Raw genomic sequence first — 17,146 nt, forward strand, 5'->3', positions numbered from 1 at the left:
GTGGAGACGACGGGGCAGCTGTCGTTCCTGCGGCTGCATGGCTGCGAGGGGTTCCAGGGGTTTCTTTTCGGGCGGCCGGTGCCCATCGACGTATTTGTGCGCGAGCACCAGCTGGGCCTGTTCGCGCAGCCCGTGGTGGCCGTGGCCGAGGGGCGCAAGCCATGACCGCCGGGCCAGGCATCCTCTGGGTGGACAGCGACACGCAGCATGCCGCGGTGGCGCGGCGCCTGATCGCCGCGCACCACCCGGGCTGGCGCGTGGTCAACAGCCCCACGCCGGACACCGCGCGGGCGCCGCTGGCCTCGCAGGCCTGGGATGCCGTGGTGCTGTGCCTCAAGCCCTCGGTGCAGGATCTGCCCGGCGTGCTGGAGCTGTGCGCCGGGCGCCCCGTGCTCATGTGCATCGACGCCCACCAGGAGGCCCTGGCCGCGCGCGCGTTCCGCTGCGGACTGGGCGACTACATGGTGCGCGACGCCGATGGCGTGGCCCACCTGGGCGAGCTGCTGCACCGGCTGGCCGCGCTGCTGCACAGGACCCAGGGGCAGAGCCAGCCCGTGCGCATGGTGGACGCCCGCATCTGGCAGGATGCGCTGACCCTGCTGCAGGAGCAGCGCGCCACGCTGCAGGTCACGCTTGCCAGCATGAGCCAGGGCATCTTCAAGACCGCGCCGGATGGGAGCATCACCGTCTACAACCAGCGCGTGCTCGAGCTGCTGGACCTGCCCGAATCCCTGATGGCCACGCGGCCCACCCTGGCCGACCTGACCCGCATCCAGGCCGAGCGGGGCGACTTTGGCGAAGGCCATCGCCTCGTGGACCGGCGCGGGCATGCCTACGTGGCGGGGGGCGCGGTCGCCGCCGCCCCGTCGGTCTACTGGCGCACCACGCGCGATGGCCGTACCTTCGAGGTGCGCACCACCGAGCTGCCCGACGGCGGCCTGGTGCGCACCTTCGCCGATGTGAGCGACTACGTGCGCGTGGAGAACGAGCTGCGCGAGAGCGAGGCACGCTTTCGCTCGCTGAGCGACCTGTCGTCCGACTGGTACTGGGAGCACGACGCCGAAGGCCGCTTCGTGCAGTTGGCGGGCGATCTCAGCGTCAATGGCATCCCCCTGTCCAACGTGATGGGCCGCACCCGCTGGGAGATCGGCGCGCTCAACATGACCGAGGCCGACTGGGCGGCGCACCGCGCGGTGCTGCAGGCCCGGCAGCCGTTTCGCGACCTGGAGCTGCAGCGCCACCGGCCCGATGGCAGCATGCACTGGATCTCGGTCAGCGGGGTGCCCGTGTTCGATGCCCAGGGCGCGCTGTGGGGCTACCGGGGCGTGGGCCGCGACATCACCGAGCGCAAGGAGGTCGAAAGCCAGATCGAGCGCCTGGCGTTCTACGACATGCTCACCGGCCTGCCCAACCGCCGCATGCTGGTGGACCGCCTGCAGCGCGCGATGGCGGTGGTCGCCCGGTCGGGTGCGCAGGGCGCGCTGCTGTTCATCGACCTGGACAACTTCAAGGACCTCAACGACACTCTGGGCCATGACACGGGCGACCAGCTGCTGCTGCAGGTGGCCCAACGCCTGAAGGGCTGCGTGCGCGAGGCCGACACCGTGTCGCGCTTTGGCGGCGATGAGTTCGTGGTGCTGGTGGAAGGCTTGAGCGCCGACGGCCCCCATGCCAGCGCCGAGGCCGCCCTGGTGGCCAGCCACATCGCCACCACGCTGGGCAAGCCCTACGCGCTGGGCGAGACCAGCCACCACAGCACGCCCAGCATCGGCATCGCGCTGTTTGGCCAGCAGACCTGCAGCGTGGACGAACTGCTCAAGCACGCCGACCTGGCCATGTACCAGGCCAAGGCCGCGGGGCGCAACACCCAGCGCTTCTTCGACCCCGACATGCAGGCCGCCGTCAGCAACCGCTCGGCGCTGGAAGCCGACCTGCGCCGGGGCCTGCAGGAAAAAGAACTGGTGCTGTATTTCCAGCCCGTGGTGGACGGCAAGGGCCGCCTGCAGGGCGCGGAGGCCCTGGTGCGCTGGAAGCACCCGCGGCGCGGTCTCGTATCACCGGCCGAGTTCATTCCGCTGGCCGAACAGACGGGGCTGATCCTGCCGCTCGGGCACTGGGTGCTCGAAGCCGCCTGCGCGCAGCTCGTGGCCTGGTCGCGCAGCTCGCTCACGCGCCAGTTCTTTCTGTCGGTGAACGTGAGCGTGCGGCAGTTCCGCCAGCCCGATTTCGTCGAGCAGATGCTGGGCATCCTGCACAAGAGCGGCGCCAACCCCGAGCGCCTGAAGCTGGAACTGACCGAAAGCCTGCTGCTGGCGGATGTGGAGGACGTGATCTCGCGCATGGAATACCTGCGGCGCTACGGCGTGGGGTTCTCGCTCGATGACTTCGGCACGGGCTACTCGTCGCTGAGCTACCTCAAGCGCCTGCCGCTGGACCAGCTCAAGATCGACCAGGGCTTCGTGCGCGACCTGCAGACCGACCCCAACGACGCGGCCATCGTGCGCACCATCCTGGCCCTGGCGCACAGCCTGGACCTGGCCGTGGTGGCCGAGGGCGTGGAGACCACGGGGCAGCTGGAGTTCCTGCAGCGCCACGGCTGCCAGGCTTTCCAGGGCTATCTGTTTGGCCGCCCCATGCCGGCGGAGGTGCTGGAGCGCGCCCTGCGGCCCGCGCTGTGACGGCGCGCTGCCTTCCTCGCGCGGGCCCTGCGCCATGACAAGCCGCGGCGGGCGTCCACACGGCACAATCGGTGCATGAAGAAGCAGGTACTGGTCGCCGGTGGCGGCATTGGGGGGCTGGCAGCGGCGCTGGGCGCATCGCGGGCGGGCTGGGACGTGCGGCTGTACGAGCGCGCCGCAGCCTTCAGCGAGGTGGGCGCGGGGGTGCAGATCGGGCCCAACGTGGTGCGCCGCCTGCAGGCCTGGGGACTGCAGCAGCCGCTGCAGGCCGTGGCGGCGTTTCCGAGCCGGCTGCAGGTGCGCAATGCCGTCAGCGGCCGCGAACTGGCCGTGCTGCCGCTGGGCCCGACAGCGGTGCAGCGCTACGGCGCCGCCTACGCCACCATCCACCGCGCCGACCTGCATGGCCTGCTGCTGGCGGCGCTGACCAAATACACCGACACGCAGCTGCACCTCGCGCACGCGATCGAGGGCTTTGCCGACGGCGATGGCGTCGTCACCGTGCGCACGAGCCGGGGCAAGGAGGTGGAAGGCGATGCGCTCATCGGCGCCGACGGCCTGTGGAGCCGCACCCGCACGCAGCTGCTGGGCGCGGTGGCGCCGCGCGTGACGGGGCACCTGGCCTACCGCGCCCTGGTGCCGCAGCACGCACTGCCCGGCGCGCTGCGCACCGCGCAGGTCACGGCCTGGCTGGGCCCGCGCCTGCATGCGGTGCAGTACCCCGTGCGCCGGGGCGAACTGCAGAACATCGTCGTCATCGTGCAGGGCCCCGCGCCGCAAGACCTGGAGAACTGGGACCATGCCGCCAACGCCACGGGGCTGGAACACGCCCTGCAGGGCACCTGCACCGCGCTGCAGGACGTGGTGCGCAGCGTGAGCGACCAGGGCGGCGCGGGCGGCTGGCGCCTGTGGCCGCTGTGCGACCGGCCGCCGGTGCGTGGCGCGGGCGACATGGCGCAGGGCCTGGTCGCCCTGCTGGGCGATGCCGCCCACCCCATGCGCCCTTACCTGGCCCAGGGCGCGGGCATGGCCATCGAGGACGCGGCGGAGCTGCAGCGCGCGCTGGCCATGCACGACCTGGAGGTGCCGCTGCGCCTGACCCGGTATGCCCTCAACCGTTGGCAGCGCAATGCGCGCGTGCAGGCCCGCTCCACGCGCAACGGGCGCATCTTCCACGCCATGGGCCCCGTGCGCTGGGGGCGGGATCTCTCATTGCGCCTGCTGGGCGAACGGCTGCTGGACGTGCCCTGGCTGTACCGGGGCGATGGCTCCATTGCCAGTTCGCTGTGATGCCCTTGCGCGATAGCTGGCCGCGCTGGATGGCGGGGCCCTCGCACCAATGAACTTTGCGCGGCATGCCTGCTCTATCCATGGGGGGCCATGGATGTAAAAAGCACCACATGCGCACACAAACACCCTGTTCAAGGGCGGACCATGGTGCTACAAAGAGATGAGCCAGTAGCGATTCCCACTGCAACACCGTGGCACTTCCCGGGCCCGCCAGGGGTGCCGCCACAGGAGGTCGTATGGATGCCATCAGCAGTTTCGCCGCGCGCTACGCCCGCAGCCGCGAAGAGGAAATGTCGATCGACGAGTACCTCGCCGAGTGCAAGCGCGATCCCATGGCCTATGCCACGGCGGCCCAGCGCATGCTGGCCGCCATCGGCGATCCCGAGATGGTGGACACGCGCAACGACCCGCGCCTGTCGCGCATCTTCGCCAACAAGGTGATCAAGCGCTACCCCACGTTCGCCGAGTTCTACGGCATGGAGGATGCCATCGAGCAGGTGGTGAGCTTCTTTCGCCATGCCGCGCAGGGGCTGGAGGAGCGCAAGCAGATCCTCTACCTGCTGGGGCCGGTGGGCGGGGGCAAGAGTTCCATCGCCGAGCGGCTCAAGTACCTGATGCAGAAGGTGCCGTTCTATGCGATCAAGGGCTCTCCGGTGAACGAGTCGCCGCTCGGGCTGTTCGACGCGATGGAGGACGGCCCGGTGCTGGAGGAGCAGTTCGGCATTCACCGGCGCTACCTGCAGCGCGTGCTGTCGCCCTGGGCGGTCAAGCGGCTCGACGAGTTCGGCGGCGACATCCGCCAGTTCCGCGTGGTCAAGCGCTACCCCAGCATCTTGAAGCAGGTGGGCATTGCCAAGACCGAGCCGGGCGACGAGAACAACCAGGACATCTCCAGCCTGGTGGGCAAGGTGGACATCCGCAAGCTCGAGACCTTTGCCCAGGACGACACCGACGCCTACAGCTACAGCGGGGGCCTGTGCCTGGCCAACCAGGGGCTGCTGGAATTCGTGGAGATGTTCAAGGCGCCCATCAAGGTGCTGCACCCGCTGCTCACCGCCACGCAGGAGGGCAACTACAAGGGCACGGAGGGCTTCGGCGCGATCCCGTTCGACGGCGTGGTGCTGGCCCACAGCAACGAGAGCGAGTGGAAGGCCTTTCGCAACAACAAGAACAACGAGGCCTTCCTGGACCGCATCTACATCGTCAAGGTGCCGTACTGCCTGCGCGTGAGCGAGGAGATACGGATCTACGAGAAGCTGATCCGCGAATCGTCGCTGGGCAACGCCGTGTGCGCGCCGGGCACGCTCAAGATGATGTCGCAGTTCGCCATCTTGACGCGCCTGAAGGAGCCCGAGAACTCCAGCATCTTCAGCAAGATGCAGGTGTATGACGGCGAGAGCCTGAAGGACACCGACCCGCGAGCCAAGAGCTACCAGGAGTACCGCGACTACGCCGGCGTGGACGAGGGCATGACCGGCATCTCCACGCGCTTCGCGTTCAAGATCCTGTCCAAGGTGTTCAACTTCGACAGCGCCGAGCTGGCGGCCAACCCGGTGCACCTCATGTATGTGCTGGAGCAGCAGATCGAGCGCGAGCAGTTCCCCTCCGAGCTGGAAACCAAGTACACCAGCTACATCAAGGAGTTCCTGTCACCGCGCTATGCCGAGTTCATCGGCAAGGAGATACAGACGGCCTACCTGGAGAGCTACAGCGAGTACGGGCAGAACATCTTCGACCGCTACGTCACCTACGCCGACTACTGGATCCAGGACAACGAGTACCGCGACACCGACACCGGCGAGGTGTTCGACCGCAGTGCGCTCAACGCCGAACTCGAGAAGATCGAGAAGCCCGCGGGCATTGCCAACCCCAAGGATTTCCGCAACGAGATCGTCAACTTCGTGCTGCGCGCGCGCGCCAACAACCAGGGCAACAACCCGAGCTGGACCAGCTACGAGAAACTGCGCCTGGTGATCGAGAAGAAGATGTTCTCCAACACCGAGGAGCTGCTGCCCGTCATCAGCTTCAACGCGAAGGCCAGTGCCGAGGAGGCGCGCAAGCACGAGGATTTTGTCACCCGCATGGTGGACAAGGGCTACACCCCCAAGCAGGTGCGTTTGTTGTGCGAGTGGTACCTGCGCGTTCGAAAAAGCAGTTGATCGGGGTTGCCAGCGCGTCCCGCCGGGGCGCCTGTCCATGCATGGGAGCTAAGCAGATGGCATTGCAAATCATCGACCGCAGGCTCGCAGGCAAGAACAAGTCGGTCGGGAACCGCGAGCGCTTTGTCCGCCGCTTCAAGGAGCAGATCGCGGACAGCGTGCGCCGCGCTGTGTCCAGGCGCAGCATCCGCGACATCGAGCAGGCCGAGAGCGTCACCATCCCGCGCAAGGACATTGGCGAGCCCGTGTTCCACCATGGCCAGGGCGGCATCCACGACATGGTGCACCCCGGCAATGCGGAGCATGTGCGCGGCGACCGCATCGCGCGGCCCAAGGGGGGAACCGGCAGCGGCTCGCAGGCCAGCGACAGCGGGGAGGGAGAGGACGACTTCACCTTCACGCTGACCAAGGAAGAGTTCATGCAGCTCTTCTTCGAAGACCTCGCGCTGCCGCGCCTGCTGCGCACGCACATCGGAGAGAACCCGAAATGGAAGTCGCGCCGCGCCGGCTACAGCCAGGACGGCATTCCCAACAACCTGGCGGTGCTGCGCACCATGCGCGGGGCGCTGGGGCGGCGCATCGCGCTGGGCAAGGCGCCACACCGCGAGCTTGTGGCGCTGCAGGCGCAGCTCGACGCGCTGCTGGCGCAGGATGACGGCACCAGCGAGGCGGTGGCCGAGCTGCAGCGCCGCATCGACACGCTCCGGCAGCGCATCGACCGGATTCCGTACCTCGACCCCATCGACCTGCGTTTTCGGGCCAGGGTGCAGGTGCCGGTGCCCAACAGCCAGGCGGTGATGTTCTGCCTGATGGACGTCTCGGGCTCCATGGACGAGGCCCGCAAGGACCTGGCCAAGCGCTTCTTCATCCTGCTGTACCTGTTCCTCACGCGGCACTACGAGACGATCGACATCGTCTTCATCCGCCACCACACCCAGGCCACCGAGGTGAGCGAGGAGCAGTTCTTCCACTCCACCGAGAGTGGTGGCACGGTGGTCAGCAGCGCGCTGGTGCTGCTCGACCAGATCATCCGCGCGCGCTACCCCGCTGGGGACTGGAACATCTACGCCGCCCAGGTCAGCGATGGCGACAACTTCACCAACGACAGCGGCAATTGCCGCAGCCTGCTGGTGGAGCGGATCCTCCCGCTGGTGCGCTACTTTGCCTACGTGCAGGTGGCCCAGGAAGAGCAGAACCTGTGGGACGAATACAGCCAGTTGCTGGCGCTCCATCCCCATTTCGCCATGCGCAAGGTCTCCGAGCCGGGCGACATCTATCCCGTGTTCCGCGACCTCTTCAAGAGCGAGGGGGTGCAGGTATGAACATGACCCAATACCCGGTGCTGGAGCGTCGCATCCGCGACAACCCCTGGAAGACCGCCCTCGTCGGCGAGCGCCGCCACCGCACCGTGCCCGAGCAGCTCCTGCCCGCCGGGGCGCGGCCCGCCCAGCCGCTGCCCGACCCGGGCGACTGGACGTTCGAGCTGATCGAGCGCTACCACGGCGCGATCGCCGCCACCGCCGAGCGCTTCGGCCTGGATACCTATCCCAACCAGCTGGAGGTCATCACCGCCGAGCAGATGATGGACGCCTACTCCAGCGTGGGCATGCCGGTGAACTACCGCCACTGGAGCTACGGCAAGGAGTTCCTGGCCACCGAACGGCGCTACCGGCGCGGCCACATGGGGCTGGCCTACGAGATCGTCATCAACGCCAACCCCTGCATCAGCTACCTGATGGAGGAGAACACCACCGCCATGCAGGCGCTGGTGATCGCGCATGCGGCCTACGGGCACAACAGCTTCTTCAAGGGCAACTACCTGTTTCGCATGTGGACGGACGCCTCCTCCATCATCGACTACCTGGTGTATGCCAAGGACTACGTGGCCCAGTGCGAGGAGCGCTACGGCTTCGACGAGGTGGAGCGGCTTCTGGATTCGTGCCACGCGCTGGCCAACTTTGGCGTGGACCGCTACCGCCGTCCCTCCAAGAAGAACCTGGCACGCGAGCGCCTGGAGCGCGAGCAGCGCGAGGCCTACGCGCAGCAGCAGGTCAACGAGCTGTGGCGCACCCTGCCCACCCGGCCCGGCAAGGACGGCGCGGCGCAGGAGCACCACCGCTTTCCGAAGGAGCCGCAGGAGAACATCCTGTACTTCATCGAGAAGAACGCGCCGCTGCTGGAGCCCTGGCAGCGCGAGATCGTGCGCATCGTGCGCAAGATCGCGCAGTATTTCTACCCCCAGCGGCAGAGCCAGGTCATGAACGAGGGCTGGGCCACTTTCTGGCACTACACCCTGCTCACCACCCTGTACGACGAGGGCTACCTGAGCGACGGGGTGATGATCGAATGGCTGGGCTCGCACACCAACGTGATCTTCCAGCCCCCCGTGGGGCACCGCGCCTACAGCGGCATCAACCCCTACGCGCTGGGTTTTTCCATGTACCGCGACATCCAGCGCATCTGCCAGAACCCCACGGCCGAAGACCGGCGCTGGTTCCCCGACATCGCGGGCTCCCCGTGGCTGCCCACGCTCGACCATGCCATGCGCAACTTCAAGGACGAGAGCTTCATCGGCCAGTACCTGAGCCCGCACCTGATGCGCGAGATGCGGCTGTTCGCCCTGCACGACGATGCCAACGAGCGCGAGCTGGTGGTCAGCGAGATCCATGACGAGAACGGCTACCGCGGCCTGCGCCAGATGCTCTCGCAGCAATACGACCTGGGCACGCGCGAGCCCAACATCCAGGTGTGGAACGTGAACCTGCGCGGTGACCGCAGCCTGACCCTGCGCCATACCCAGTACCAGGGCCGCCCGCTGGGCGACGACACGCAGGAGGTGCTCAGGCACGTGGCGCGCCTGTGGGGTTTTGGCGTGCAGATCGAGAGCGTGGACGCCTACGGCAACCACCCGGTGCTGCTGCACACGGTGCCTGGGTCCATTGCGTGAGCGCGTTCCAGCCGCCGCTGCGGTGGCTGGAACGGCCCTGCCGTGCCCGTGGCGCCACTGCAATCACTGCCTTGATGCTATTAATTAAATAGCTTGCAGCGCTTTATGGATAAGCGCAAGAGCCTCTTTTTGCTGAAAGTTCTGAAGCGGAGCGGGCCTCAGCCAGCCTGCGCCGCGCGCAGCGGGCAGTCGGTGGCCACGCGTTCGGCCAGCGTCTGGCGCAACGCCTGCAGCGCGGCGATGCGCGTGTCGATCTCCTGCAGTTTGGTGGCCAGCACCTGCGCCAGCGCGGGCGCGGGGTCGGGCGTGTCCCAGATGCCGGGCAGCCGGTCGCCAATCTCCGCCAGCGTGAAGCCCAGCTGCTGCGCCATGCGGATGTACTGCACCAGCATCACCGCTTCGGGTGGGTAGTCGCGGTAGCCGTTGGCCAGCCTGCGCGAGCGGATCAGCCCTTGCTGCTCATAAAAGCGCAGCGCCTCGCGGCTCAGTCCCGAGGCGGCGGCGAGCTCACCGATCCGCATGGGCGTCCCCGGTGCCGGCCTTTTTTTCCGATGCCAGCACCCAGCGCAGGATGGCAGCCTGTACCGGCAGCAGCAGTTCCTTTTGTGCGTAGCCCACGAAGCCGGGGTAGGCCAGCGGGTCCACCGCCAGCTCGCGGCCCAGGGTGAAAGGCGGCGTGGGCAGCAGGGCGGGGTGGCCCATCGCGGCCAGATGCTCTTCGGTCAACGGCGCCAGGTCGGCCTGCGTGGTGGCGCCGGCCTCGGCGCTGGCGGGCCAGCTGTCGGTGACCACCACATCCACCGCGTCCGGCAGCGCGGACGGCTCCACGAATTGCACGTTCGGCAGCGCCTCGTGAAAGCGCCGGTCGCACACCTGCACCAGCCCGAACCCCATCACCCGTGCCAGTTCGTGCCATGAGCGGAACACGTTGGTGCTGGGCCCCCACAGGCACACGCGTGCTCCCCGCAGCGGCTTGATCCGGCTGTCGACGTAGTACGCGTCGGTCAGCACCTCGCAGGGGTGGCCCTGGGCCGACATTGCATTGATCACGGGCCGGCGCGACGCCGCCGCGAAGGCCGAGAGCCGGGGGTGGTCGGACTCGCGCACCACGTACAGCGCGTAGAACGGGTCCAGGTAGCCGGCCAGGTCCTCGGGCCGCTCCCCGGTCTTGAGCAGATGGGGAAGCTCGGTGAACGCCAGGCCCAGTTGCCGGAACGCCTGGATGAACGTGGTGCGCGTGCGGATGCCGTTGCCCTCGAACGACCACGCCACGGTGCCCGCCAACGCGGGGCCCGGCGCGCCGCCCGCGAGCGCCCAGATCTGGCGTATGTCGGCAGGCTGCAGGTCGGCCAGCTGAAGAAGGTCCATGCGGATGCCCCAAAAAAGTGCTTGACCCTGAAGCGTACTTCAGGCCTGAAGCTCGGGGCCTCTTTCACTTCGATGACCGCACCGCCATGGCCACTTTCGCTGCCACGTTCCCAGCCTTTTCCGAATCCCGCTACCTGCGCGTCGTGCGTGCCAGCGGCTGGTACGACCTGCTCGTGACCTGGCCGTTCGCGCTGCCCTGGACCTTTGCCTGGCTCTACGCGCAGCTGGGGCTTGTCGCCCAGGCGCTGGCCCTGCCAGGCACGCTGCACCCGCTTGATACCACCCACATGCTGCTGGCCAACCTCCTGGGGTCGGTGGTGGTCGTGTGGTCGGCGGCGCGCATCGCGGCGCCTTCGCTGCTGCTGGGGCGGCTCGATGGCGTGGCCCGTTTCCTGTTCGCGGCATGGCAGATCTATGCCGTGGCCCATGGGGCCAGCGCCATCGTGCTGGGCTTCACCGCGTTCGAGCTGCTGTTCGGCGTGCTGCAGTGGTGGCGCGTGGCGGGCGCGGGCCTGGCGGCCTGCCCGCCCGGCCGCGGCCGCGTCAATGCGCGGGAGCCGGTGCGGGCAGCAACCTGAAGGCGAGCACGCCCGCGGCCAGCATGCCGGCGATGGTGAGCATCACGGCCACGTACGGGTCCGCGCCCCGCGCGGCCGCCTGCGAGGCGGCCAGGCCCGTCACCCACTGCATCAGCGCCACGCCCAGGAACAGCGCCATGGTGAACACCGCCATGGCACGCCCCGTCATGGACGCCGGGTAGGACGAGCGCACGTCCGCGTACTGCAGCACCATGTAGCCCGACAGCAGGCCCACGGCGATGGAGCCGCCCACGTCCAGCCACTCGGCGTGCAGGAAGCCGATGGCGGCGAACAGCCCGGCGAGCAGCACGGTAAAGCCCGCCAGCCAGCGCCTGCGCCGCGCGGGGCCCGGGTCCAGCCGGCCGAAATAGGCCGGGGTGAACAGCGACACCAGCGACGACAGCATGGCCACGTTGCCGCTGGCCACCAGCGAATAGCCGTGCCGCTCGATCAACAGCGGCCCCAGCCACAGCCCGCGCAGCGTGAGGAACGACGCATACGTCATCAGCGCCAGCAGCATGATCCCGGCCGTGTGCGGCAGCAGGAACAGGGCGCCGAAGCCGCGCACCGCATCACCCACCGACTCGCGCGGCTGCGGGGCCTGCGCGGCGTGAACGGGGTGGGTGGGTTCATGCACTCTCCAGAAGATCAGCAGCCAGGCCAGCGCGGCCAGGCTCGCCAGCACGGCGAAGCCCATGCGCCAGGACGACTGCTGCACCAGCCAGGCCAGCGGCGTGCCCGTGAACAGCATGCCCAGCCCGCCCACGCCCATGGCCACGCCCGACACCATCGCGAAGCGGCTGGCGGGGAAGTAGCGCGCGATGAACACCGTGCAGACCAGAAACGCGGGCGCGCAGCCCACGCCGATGAGCACCTGGCCCAGCAACACGCCGCCGTAGCTCGGGGCCAGCGCCGAGAGCAGCGAGCCCGCGATGGCGAGCGGAAACGCTACCAGCAGCGTGCGCCGCACGCCGTACAGGTCGATGCCGATGCCCATGAAGAGCTGCATGGTGCCGAAGGCGAAGGCAAACGCCCCCGCGAAGACCCCCAGTGCCTCGGCCGAGAGGCCGAACTCCGCGCGCAGCCCGGTGGCCATGATGGCGGTGATGGTGCGAAACGCCTGGCTCAGCGCGAAGCCGGAGACCAGCGCGAGCAGCATGGCCCAGGCGGCGCGGGGCGCCAGAAGCGGGGAGGGCGTGGGGGAAGGGGGCGCCTGCACGGTGATGGATCTCCTGTAGTGCGCGGCGCCCCGGACTGCGGTTCAACCAGGCAAAGGGCGCGCTGCCCACCGAGGGTAACTGCACGGCGGCGCCCTGGCTGTCGCTGGCGGACAAGCCGGGCGGCTGCGAGGGCGCCGCGCGAAGGGGCGCCTAGGGTATGTCCCGATCCCCTGCCGGCGGCCGGCGCGGCGTGTCGGCCACCCCGCATCTTTGGCGAAATGTGCTCTCAATCGGGCGCAGCGCAGCGCATTGCGCCGCTGCATGGCTTCAATGGCACCCCGCGAAGGGGCTTTGGGGTCCGTCACGAGGGCGCCACAGGGGCGGGGCAGACTTTAGAGGAGGCTCTCGATGTGGGGATCACCCCAATGACGGGCCAGGGGGCCTGAGGCACTCTTGTGGGCATGCCTTGCGCCGGTGTGGGTCATGGTTCTGAAGTCGTTGGTTTCGGTCTCTCGCAAGCAGGATGGCGCAGGCAGTGGGTGGTAGTGGCAAGGTTCGTGCTTACGGGGCCAGGGGGCCTCGAGCCGTTGGACGTTGGAAGTTGTCGGGTGGGCTGCAAGGTGCACCGCGACGTCAGGAGTGACCGATGAAGAAGATGGTTTTGCTGAGTTCAGGTGCGCTGGCGACCCTGATGCTGACGGGCTGTGCCAGCCAGCCGCCCGCCCTGCAGGCTTTCAGTGAGCCGGTGGACCGCAGCAGCATGCAGTTCGCGTGCGGCAACGGCGAAAAGGTGGAAATGCAGTTCTATCCCGAACAGGGCATGGGTGTGCTGCTGCGCAGTGGCTGGACGGTCGATCTGCCCAAGCAGGTGGCCGAGACGGGGTACGCCTACAGCAATGGCCCGACGACCGTGCTGGGCAAGGGCAACGAGCTGACCATCCAGATCGGCCACCTGGCACCGATCTGGTGTCGCAGCAGCCGCCCCATGATGGTGGCCGGCAGCGCCCGGTAGCCTTCCTTTCCGCCCCGCTTTTTTCCTCGCCTTCTCCTTCAGGCGGGGCCGCGGGGCCGGTGGCATGGCGCACGCCGGCCATCCCTGCGGTGTGCTGCGTGGCGCCCGCTCCATGTTCGTGCTCAGGGCCTGTGCGACGCCGCGGGCAGGTGCCCCGCGCGCCAGGCTCCGTGCGGCCCGGGCAATCCCCTTCCCTTGAACCCCGTACTTCGCGTGGCTGCGGCCGAAGTCCAACTATCCGGCGCGCGTGCGTGCGGGCGGATGTGATGACGGAAGGCGGGCTGCGCCGGCCGTTCGCCCGGCCTGTGCCGCCATCCGCACCGCCCGCCGCCCGCCCGGCCCCTAGCTGCCGGCGGTGCACGCCTCGGGCGAGGCGGCGGCCGGGCGCTGTTCCAGCGTCAGCGGCTCCACCAGGTGGTTGCCATGGGCGTCGCGCACCGTGGCGGCCACCTCCCGGCTGTTGTCGGCCCGCGTTTCGCTGAACTGCAGCCGCAGGACCGCGGGCACGGTGCCCGTCAGCGCCAGGCCATTGTCGAAACCCGTGGTCTCCAGGGTGCCTTCCAGCACGGCCAGGCCCTGGGCGTCGATCTCCCAGGGGCCGGTGTGGATGAAGCGCCGGCAGGTGACGGTCAGCTCGACCAGCTCATCCTCCAGCCGCAGATTGACCTGGCCGCAGGTGGGACAGGGCACGCCCGCCGAGAAACCCGAGCCCGAGAAGTTGAGTACCCCGCTGATGGGCCCCGTGCCGGTTCCGCCCGTGCCGGGGCCGCAGGCGGCCAGGGCCAGCAAGGTGGCCAGTGTGAGCAGTCTGGCCCCGCGGGCCAGGCGTTCAGGAAGGACGTTCATCTTTGTCTGCGGCATAGAAGTAGCTGCCAAAGCGGGCGCGCCGGTTGCGCTCGCCGGGCGGGGTGTTGTGCTGGTCGTGGTCGTAGCGGGCCTGGGCCTCGGTCATCACCGTCTTGAACGCCTGGCGCCATGCCCTGGCCGCCACCGCATGCAGGCGCTGGGCGGACTCCTCGCTGAGATGGTCCACGAAGACGGCCTGCTCCAGGTAGTTGTGCCCGCCTTGCAGGTTCAGGCTGGCGGCGGCCAGGTGGTCGTGCAGGTTGTCCTGCATCAGCCGCGCCATTTCCGCGAAGCCCTGGCGCGGCACGAAGCCCGCCGCCAGCAGCCGGACCTGCCCGTCCCCGCTTTCCTCGGCCATGCCCAGCCGCACCAGCTCGTCGAGCACGGCACGGGGCCGCACGTCGCTGCTGATGCCGGCCACCAGCGCATCGAAGTGGGGCGCATCGCCATTGCTGCTGCTGCGGGGCAGCGCGCGGGGCTGGCCTTCGTCGTCCAGGCAATCGGCCTGGCTCAGCCAGCGCGCCGCGACCTGGCTGGCCATGCTGAGGGGGGTCTCGGCGGGCCCGTCCTCGGCGGCGGGCTCGGCCAGGCGGCCCAGGTTGCGCACGTCGCGCCGGTGCACGCCGGACATCAGGCTCAGGGCGCTGTCGGTGGCCTTCTTGCCCGTGCCCTGCAGTTCGTCCTGGGCGGCCTCCAGGAACACCTTCTTCATGGCCGCCGCGAAGGCCGGGTAGGCCACGCCATTGCGCAGCAGCAACCGCGCCAGAGGGCGCAGCACATGCAGGGCGGAAGCCAGGACGATGGCGGAGCGGGAAGGCATGCGGGTGTGGGCGCGGGGCGTGTCAGGGGCGGGTGGCCATTGTCATACGGTTGACCGGTGGAAATTTTGTGGGATATTATCCCACTTATTCAAATCGAGGCCGGTGGCGAAGGCGCCCGGGGCCCAGATCCATCCACAGGGAGAAAAATCGAATGGCATACCGAGGGTTGATGAAGAAGGTCGCGGGCGTGCCGCCCGCCTGGCTGGCCGTGGCAACGGCCGCATTCGTGTCCGGGTGCGGCGGGGGCAGCGGGGATGGCGGCGGGCCGCTCACGCCCAACGAGGCGCGGCTGCAGGTCACGCGCTCTGGCGATCTGGTGGCGTACTTCAAGGCCAAGATCGCCCAGCGTGCCGCGCTGGGCTACAGCGGCACGGCCATCACCGTGCCCACCGTGGGGGCGCTGAGCGCCGCGGGCAGCGTGGTCGCCAACACGGGCGTGCCGCTGGCCGGGCCTGCGGTGGAGGAAGACGGCCTCATCAAGGCCGAGGGCGGCATGCTCTACGGCCTGCACCGGGCCTACGCCACGGACGCGGGCCGTGAACCTCCGCGTTTCTCGGCCCTGGCCCGCGCGGCCGATGGCAGCCTGAGCAACGTGGGCCGCGTCACGCTGGACGCGAAGTTCATCCCCCATGGCCTGTACGTGGCGGGCGGCGGCACGCGTGCCGCCGTGTTGTCCCAGCAGGACCCGTATGCCGATCGGCAGCCCATCGTGGCGGCGGACGCGGGCATCACCGTGATGCCCGAATACAGCCGCATGCTGTCGCTGGACCTGTTCTCGGTCGGCAAGGACGCGGCCCCGATGCAGCTCAAGCAGATGCGCATCGACGGGCTGCTGGTGGGCAGCCGCCTGATTGGCAACACGCTGTACCTGGTCACCACCTGGTCGCCCGACCTTCTGCGCTTCAACGTGCCTGCCGGGGCTTCGGCATCGGCCGTGGAGGCCGCGCTCAAGGACCTGAACACCGCCGCGCTGATTCCGACCCTGCGCGTGGACGGCGGCCAGCCCCAGCCGCTGGTGAACGAAGCCGACTGCCTGGTGCAGACGGGCAATGCCTCGCTGTCGCTGCAGCTCACTTCCATCACGGCCATCGACCTGGCGTCATCGAACCTGGCGCGCACGAGCCGGTGCTTCGCGGGGGGCAGCGAGGCGGTGCACCTGGGCGCGCGCAGCGTGTACGTGGCCAGCTCGCGCCAGTACCGCTATGGCGGCGACGTGATCAACACCGTGTTCCCGGCGGGCAGTCGCACCGACATCCACAAGTTCACCTTCCGGGGCGCGCAGGTGGACTACGACGCATCGGGCAGCGTGGACGGCCACCTGGGCTGGGACCTGCGCCGCATGCCGTCGCGCCTGAACGAGCACCAGAACGACCTGCGCGTGCTGACCTTCACGGGCGCGGCGGGCCAAAGCGGCATGCCGCCGGTGACCATCCAGGCGCAGCAGGCCTCGCCCGCGCTGCTGACGGTGCTGCGCGACAGCGGCAGCGACAGCCGCCTGAGCGTGCAGGCCAAGCTGGCCCTCAAGCCGCGCACGGCACGCGGCGACCAGCAGGTGGACACCGTGTTCTTCGCGGGCCCACGGGCCTATGCCACCACCTTCGCCGCGGCCGAGCCCGTGTGGGTGCTCGACCTGGCCAGCCCGGCGAACCCCACGGTGGCGGGCGAGCTGGCGGCTGGCGGCCATGCGGACCACCTGGTCCCGCTGCCCGGCGGGCTGCTGCTGGGCGTGGGCAAGGACAGCACGCTCGGCGGCACGGCCGAGGGCATCCAGCTTGCGCTGTTTGACGTGCGCAACCCGGCGCAGGGCCGGCGGCTGGCGGCCGGGAAGCTGGGTGGCCGTGGCAGCATCACCACGCTCGACAGCACGCGCCCCGTGCTCGACGTGCAGGCCCTGGACACCCGGGTGCGCCTGGCGTTTCCCGCCCGGGTCTACCAGGCCCCGACGGCCGCCGGCACATCGCCTGCGCTGCGGGGCTACCAGGGGGCCGCACGGCTGGAAGTGAACACCAGCGCGGGCACGCTGGCGCTGCGCTCCATGGCCGTCTCCACGCCCATCCTGAACGGCGACACGCCCGAGCTCCACCAGCGTTTCGACATCACCAGCGAGCGCAGCCTGCAGGTGGACAACGCCGCCTACCAGCTCTCGGGCGGGCAGGTGTTCACCAAGGTGGGGGACTGAAGGCGGCGCCAGGATGAACGTCCCGGCGCGGCCAGTGGCGGGCTGGGCGGGGACGCGTGCTCAAGGGAGAAAAAACTACAAAAATAATAGCTGCCAGCGCTTGTGTGG

The 17,146-nt window shown here is 69.0% G+C and carries 13 protein-coding genes; 8 read left to right on the top strand and 5 right to left on the bottom strand.

Going from position 1 to position 17,146, the window contains the following annotated elements; all coding sequences use genetic code 11:
• Window positions 1–161 precede the first annotated feature (161 nt).
• From AC07OC_RS25770 to AC07OC_RS25790, 5 genes are all read left to right on the top strand, one after another.
• Entirely contained in the window at window positions 162–2,678 is a 2,517-nt protein-coding gene (locus tag AC07OC_RS25770) for a putative bifunctional diguanylate cyclase/phosphodiesterase (RefSeq protein ID WP_218293652.1), read from the top strand.
• A gap of 75 nt (window positions 2,679–2,753) precedes the next feature.
• Complete coding sequence (locus AC07OC_RS25775) at window positions 2,754–3,968, top strand: FAD-dependent monooxygenase (protein ID WP_218293653.1); 1,215 nt, start codon at window positions 2,754–2,756, stop codon at window positions 3,966–3,968.
• 236 nt (window positions 3,969–4,204) lie between these two features.
• Complete coding sequence (locus tag AC07OC_RS25780) at window positions 4,205–6,127, top strand: PrkA family serine protein kinase (RefSeq protein WP_218341875.1); 1,923 nt, start codon at window positions 4,205–4,207, stop codon at window positions 6,125–6,127.
• Between the two features lie 56 nt (window positions 6,128–6,183).
• A complete protein-coding gene (locus tag AC07OC_RS25785) occupies window positions 6,184–7,449 on the top strand; it encodes a YeaH/YhbH family protein (protein ID WP_218293655.1) in 1,266 nt (421 codons plus the stop codon).
• On the top strand, window positions 7,446–9,074 hold the full coding sequence (locus AC07OC_RS25790; protein WP_218341874.1) for a SpoVR family protein: 1,629 nt from the start codon (window positions 7,446–7,448) through the stop codon (window positions 9,072–9,074). The genes AC07OC_RS25785 and AC07OC_RS25790 overlap by 4 nt, the downstream gene beginning before the upstream one ends.
• Window positions 9,075–9,232: 158 nt before the next feature.
• Here the strand turns inward: AC07OC_RS25790 and AC07OC_RS25795 are convergent, their stop codons facing one another.
• Both AC07OC_RS25795 and AC07OC_RS25800 read right to left on the bottom strand, forming a co-directional pair.
• Window positions 9,233–9,595 carry a MerR family transcriptional regulator gene (locus AC07OC_RS25795; RefSeq protein ID WP_218341873.1) on the bottom strand — a complete coding sequence of 121 codons (363 nt, stop codon included), beginning with the start codon at window positions 9,593–9,595 and terminating at the stop codon, window positions 9,233–9,235.
• Window positions 9,582–10,442 (bottom strand): ornithine carbamoyltransferase, encoded by an 861-nt coding sequence (locus AC07OC_RS25800; protein WP_218341872.1) that lies wholly within the window; start codon window positions 10,440–10,442, stop codon window positions 9,582–9,584. Before AC07OC_RS25800 ends, AC07OC_RS25795 begins: the two co-directional genes overlap by 14 nt.
• 86 nt (window positions 10,443–10,528) lie before the next feature.
• Here AC07OC_RS25800 and AC07OC_RS25805 point away from each other — a divergent pair, with 86 nt between their 5' ends.
• Window positions 10,529–11,020, top strand: a complete 492-nt coding sequence (locus tag AC07OC_RS25805; protein WP_218341871.1) for a hypothetical protein — start codon at window positions 10,529–10,531, stop codon at window positions 11,018–11,020.
• Here the strand turns inward: AC07OC_RS25805 and AC07OC_RS25810 are convergent.
• Entirely contained in the window at window positions 10,986–12,179 is a 1,194-nt protein-coding gene (locus tag AC07OC_RS25810; RefSeq protein WP_218341878.1) for an MFS transporter, read from the bottom strand. The genes AC07OC_RS25805 and AC07OC_RS25810 overlap by 35 nt on opposite strands.
• Before the next feature lie 647 nt (window positions 12,180–12,826).
• On the opposite strand from AC07OC_RS25810, the gene AC07OC_RS25815 reads away from it, so the two are divergent.
• Entirely contained in the window at window positions 12,827–13,192 is a 366-nt protein-coding gene (locus AC07OC_RS25815) for an MliC family protein (protein WP_218293660.1), read from the top strand.
• 342 nt (window positions 13,193–13,534) lie between these two features.
• On the opposite strand, the gene AC07OC_RS25820 is transcribed toward AC07OC_RS25815, so the two are convergent.
• Window positions 13,535–14,038, bottom strand: a complete 504-nt coding sequence (locus AC07OC_RS25820; RefSeq protein ID WP_369641783.1) for a hypothetical protein — start codon at window positions 14,036–14,038, stop codon at window positions 13,535–13,537.
• Window positions 14,022–14,858, bottom strand: a complete 837-nt coding sequence (locus AC07OC_RS25825) for a DUF6502 family protein (protein ID WP_494602557.1) — start codon at window positions 14,856–14,858, stop codon at window positions 14,022–14,024. The genes AC07OC_RS25820 and AC07OC_RS25825 overlap by 17 nt, the downstream gene beginning before the upstream one ends.
• A 170-nt stretch (window positions 14,859–15,028) precedes the next feature.
• Here AC07OC_RS25825 and AC07OC_RS25830 point away from each other — a divergent pair, with 170 nt between their 5' ends.
• On the top strand, window positions 15,029–17,038 hold the full coding sequence (locus AC07OC_RS25830; protein ID WP_494602559.1) for a beta-propeller domain-containing protein: 2,010 nt from the start codon (window positions 15,029–15,031) through the stop codon (window positions 17,036–17,038).
• Window positions 17,039–17,146: the final 108 nt, after the last annotated feature.

The sequence above is a fragment of the Acidovorax sp. GW821-FHT10E04 genome (assembly GCF_059415185.1).